This is a genomic window from Streptomyces sp. NPDC005141 (genome assembly GCF_053599975.1).
Genome location: NZ_JBSFYW010000136.1, coordinates 1 through 4,483 on the forward strand (window position 1 = coordinate 1; position 4,483 = coordinate 4,483).

At 68.0% G+C, this 4,483-nt stretch carries 3 protein-coding genes; 1 reads left to right on the plus strand and 2 read right to left on the minus strand.

Annotated features, from left to right (window positions below):
- Positions 1–206: 206 nt before the first annotated feature.
- Positions 207–1,136, minus strand: a complete 930-nt coding sequence (locus ACWD68_RS41515; RefSeq protein WP_451811658.1) for an esterase/lipase family protein — start codon at positions 1,134–1,136, stop codon at positions 207–209.
- A 92-nt stretch (positions 1,137–1,228) separates the two neighbouring features.
- On the opposite strand from ACWD68_RS41515, the gene ACWD68_RS41520 reads away from it, so the two are divergent.
- Positions 1,229–3,811 (plus strand): tetratricopeptide repeat protein, encoded by a 2,583-nt coding sequence (locus ACWD68_RS41520; protein WP_451811659.1) that lies wholly within the window; start codon positions 1,229–1,231, stop codon positions 3,809–3,811.
- 513 nt (positions 3,812–4,324) lie between these two features.
- Here the strand turns inward: ACWD68_RS41520 and ACWD68_RS41525 are convergent.
- Positions 4,325–4,483: transposase (locus ACWD68_RS41525; protein ID WP_451811243.1), on the minus strand; the 159-nt coding region annotated here is incomplete at its 5' end.

Consider the following 4,483-nt stretch of genomic DNA (forward strand, 5'->3'; position numbering starts at 1 on the left):
GCCGACCAGGCGACGGCCGAACCAACGAACCTGAACACCCGTCAACCCGCTCTGACCAGCTGATCGGCGACTCCCGAGCAACGGGGGAACCTCAGATCGCAGGATCCGGTACTCCAGGACGGGCTCTGTTCCGCGCTGGGAACCTGGCCAGCGACGGGCCCCGGACCGCACCTCGACTGGCCTGCGACGTTAACGACGGACAAACCCTAGCCACGCTCGTCCTCATCCGGAGCCGGGGCTGGAGCCGGGGTCGGGAAGGACGCACGTACCGAGCCGGCCTGAATGAGGGGGCTGTAGAAGGTGCCGCCAGAGACGGTGTTGTTGACGGTTCCGGGGCCCGTCCCCTGGGAAGCCGGCGGCTGGGCTGCCGGCGGGACGGCACCTTCGGGAGCGCCATCAGAAGCGCCTTCCGGAGCGCTTTGAGCAGTGGCTCCGGGGGCGGTGAGCATCAGGCGGCGCAGGGTGGTGAAGGTGCGGTGACGAGCCGTCTTCGCCTTCAGGATGCTGGAGTGGTCACCGGGGAGCGCGGCGCTGTCAGGGAAGACGGACTGCGCGGAGGCCGCGGGCACCACACCGTCGCTCTCGCCGGCGTAGACCTTGATGTCGATGGGGCAGGTGCGCTCGCTCACGGCGGTGGCGTGCACCACGTCACGCAAGACGGTTCGCAGGGTGCCCGTCACCTGGTCGTTGAGCGGCCTCAGGTCCCTTTCCTGGGGATGGCGGGAGCCGAGTACGTTCCGGCGTAGGGACAGCAGTAGCTCGGAGCCGTTGTTGGGGCAGGCCAGCAGCACCATGCGGCGGATCCGGGCGAGTTCGTGGCCGGATCCGTCGGCCACCATGCGGGCGAGGTAACGCTGGGCCACCAGACCGCCCTGGCTGTGCGTGACCAGCATCAACCGGTCGAAGCCGCCGGCCTCCGTGATCAGATACTCCTTCAGGCTGTCGGCGGCCGTGTCGATCGACGGGAAGATCCGCAGTGGATGGAACCGCTTCGCTCCCGTCGCGTACTCGAAGGGGAGCGTGCTGACGAAGCCAAGCTCCGCATCCTCCGCGATCAGCTTCTCCAGGGAGTGCCACACCTTGGCATCGGACAGGATTCCGTGGATCAGTACCACACCGAGTCGGCCTTCGCTCAACGTCCCACGCTCCTAGACACGTTTCGGGCTACCAGGCTATCTCCGAACATCCCGCAACACTCATGATGGAGCGTTCAGGCATCTAAACCGGTATGGAGGACAAAAGCGACGTGAGCGAAGCGGATATCCATGTCGAAAACACCATCACCGGGGGGCTCTTCTTCCACGCCGTCGTCCAGGGACACGACGTCACGGTGCAGCTCCCACCGGAAATCACCCCGGCCCTGTCCGGTCTGCCGTCACCGTCCGTCGCGTTCACCGGCCGGGACGACCTGGTCGACGCGCTGTTGGAGGACCTCGACCCGGAGCGGAAACGGGAGGCCCCAGTAAGCGTCCTGGCGGGGCTGGCCGGCGTCGGCAAGACCGAACTGGCCCTCCAGGTCGCTTCGCAGGCACGACGACGGCCGGGCTGGTTCCCGGGCGGAGTGCTCTTCATCGACCTGTTCGGGTACACCCCCGACCTGCGTATGTCCCCCGTATCGGCTCTGGCGAGCCTGCTGCGCGCACTCGCGATACCCGGCGAGCACGTCCCCGCCTGCCTGGAGGACCGGCAGAGGCTCTACCGCAGCGTGCTCGCCCGCTACGCCCAGGAGGGCCGGCGGATCCTGGTGGTCGTCGACAACGCCTCCACGGCCGACCAGGCGCGCCCGCTCCTGCCAACCGACGGTGCGACCGCGGCCTTCGTGACATCTCGCCACACCCTTGACGGCCTCGACGTCCGACTGCACGACCTCAGCAGCCTGGACGAAGCTGCTTCGGTCGGGGTGCTCGACCAAGCGCTGCGCCACTCCCGCGGCAAGCACGACACCCGGATCACCGACGACACCGCGGCGGCGGACGAGATCGCGCGGCTGTGTGCGGGGCTGCCGCTGGCGCTGCGCATCGCCGCCGCCCTCCTTGCCGCTTCCCCGCTCCGGCCCGCGTCCTCCATCGCCGATGCCCTGCGGGCCGAACACAACCGCCTGGACGCGTTGCGCCGTCCCGACCGAGCGGTGCGCGCCGCCTTCGACCTGTCCTACCGGCTACTCGACGACGAACAGGCGCGACTCTTCCGGCTGCTACCCCTTCCTTCCGGCCCGGACCTATCCACTGAGGCAGCCGGCCACCTGTACGGCACCGACCCACACCGGGCGGAGGGAATCCTGCGGCACTTGACCGACGCGCACCTGGTCGAGTCCGGGCCAACGTGGGGCCGCTGGCGGATGCACGACCTGGTCCGTCTCTACGCCCGGCAGCTGCATCAGGAACTGGACGACGAGGAGGCAAGCCGCACAAGCCTCGACCGCCTCTGCGACTACTACCAGGCCACCGCGGCCGCCGCCTCCTCCCACATCCAGTTGCTGCCCAACAGGCCGGTGTCGGAGCTCTTTCCCGACAACACCGAGGCGTTGTCCTGGCTCGACGCCGAGCGGCTCAATCTCCTGGCGATGGTCGCCCTCGCCTCGGGCACGGGCCGCGCAGCGGCCACCTCCACCCTGGCCGGAAGCCTGGCGCACTACCTGCACTGGCGGCGCTACTTGCCCGACGCCGTCGAGACCGCCCGGTACGCGGTCGCAGCCGCCCGCGCGTGCGGCGACCGCGAAGCCGAAACGGGAGCACTGATCGATGTCGGCGCCGCCCTGCAGGAACTGCGGCAGTACGACGAGGCTGTGGATGTTCACACCCGTGCTGTGCGAGCGTTCCGCGAACTGGGCAACCGTGCGGGCGAAGCAGCCGCGCTCAGCAATCTCGGCAGCAATCAGCGTCGCCTCGGCCGCTTGACCGAGGCAGCCGCGACGCACACCGAGTGCCTGGATCTCTTCCGCCAGCTGGGAGATCCCCTGGGGATGGCGACGGCATTGACCGGGCTCGGCATGACCTTGCGAAAGCAGCGGATGTTCGACCAGTCGATCGCCGCGCACACTCAGGCCGTCGCCCTCTACCGTTCCCTGTCCAGCGACCTCAGCGAAGCCGGGACGCTGGACCGGCTGGGGCTCACTCTGCAGGAGGTATCGCGCCACGAAGAAGCCGCCGAATTCCACGGCCGCGCCGCGGAGATCTACCGCAGCCTCGCCAACCCGCACGGCGAAGCCGGCGCACGCAACAACCTCGGTTCTGCACTCCGGGAGCTGGAACGGTACGACGAAGCGGTCGAGGCGCACAGCCGCGCCTGCGAGATCTTCCGCGGTCTGGCGGACCGCCGGGGCCACGCCGAGGCGCAAGGCAACCGTGGCACCGCCCTCCGGCTACTGGGGCGCGCCCAGGAGGCCATGGAAGCCCATACCGAGGCCGTGGACGCCTTCCGTGAAACCAACGACAGGCCCAACGAAGCCGCGGCCTTGGTGAACCTCGCCGTCGACCTCTATGACCAGGGCGAACACCAGGCCGCCGAGCCGTTGTTCGCCCAGGCAGTATCGATCTTTCACAGCATCGGGGAACGGTATGGGGAAGGCCAGGCACTGAACAACCTCGGCCTCAATCTGGGCATGCTGCACCGCAGACAGGAGGGGGTGGACGCCCTCACGCGTGCCGCGGCCATCTACGCCGAACTCGGCGACCAGCGCATGGAGAAGGCGGCGCTGCACAACCTTCAGCTGGTTTCCCGGATGCCGAAGCGTTCCCGGTGGCGCATTCGCCTCGCACGGAAGATCGAGGATGCCCTACGCGACATCGAACGCGCTGAGGGCCGCGACTGAGCCGTCACCGTACGCGTTGACGCTGCAGGAAGCGGAAGGCCCCAAGCTATACAACGCAATCAAGGCAGGGGCAGCACACGGGGCCTGTGCACTCTGTGGTCTCCCGCAGGCATCCCAGGTGGATCAGTATGCGCCGAAGGCTGACTTCCCCCTCCTGGCGCTGACCCCTCTGCATTTCAGCCCAGTCTGCGGACCCTGCAATCAGGGCAAGAGCAACAAGCTCGCCACCCTGAATAGCAGGGAAGCGTTCCACACTACTTCGACGATCTCGGAACCGACCGGTGGCTCTACGCCGGCTTGACAAGGAGGAGCGCGTAGCCGTATTCGAGGTCCGTCCTCCCACCCATTGGGCAGAGGTGAAGGGCCGGCGGCCGGTCCATCGCTTCAACAGCCACGACCTCGCAGATCGGTACAGCCTGGAAGCGGGCAGCGTCGTCGCGAAGCGGCGGAGGCGAGATGCAGAAATCCTCCCGGCCCGCGGCGCTGAAGAGCTTCGGGTCCTTAGAGGTCGTTTCACTTGGCGAGTCGGCGGTGATTGATGAGGCTGGTGGCAATGGCGGTGAAGGCCAGGAAGTGCTCGGGCTTGCGTTCGTAGCGTCGGTGGAGCCGACGGCATCCGCCGAGCCAGGACATGGTGCGCTCGACCACCCAGCGGTGTCGGCCCAGGCGCTG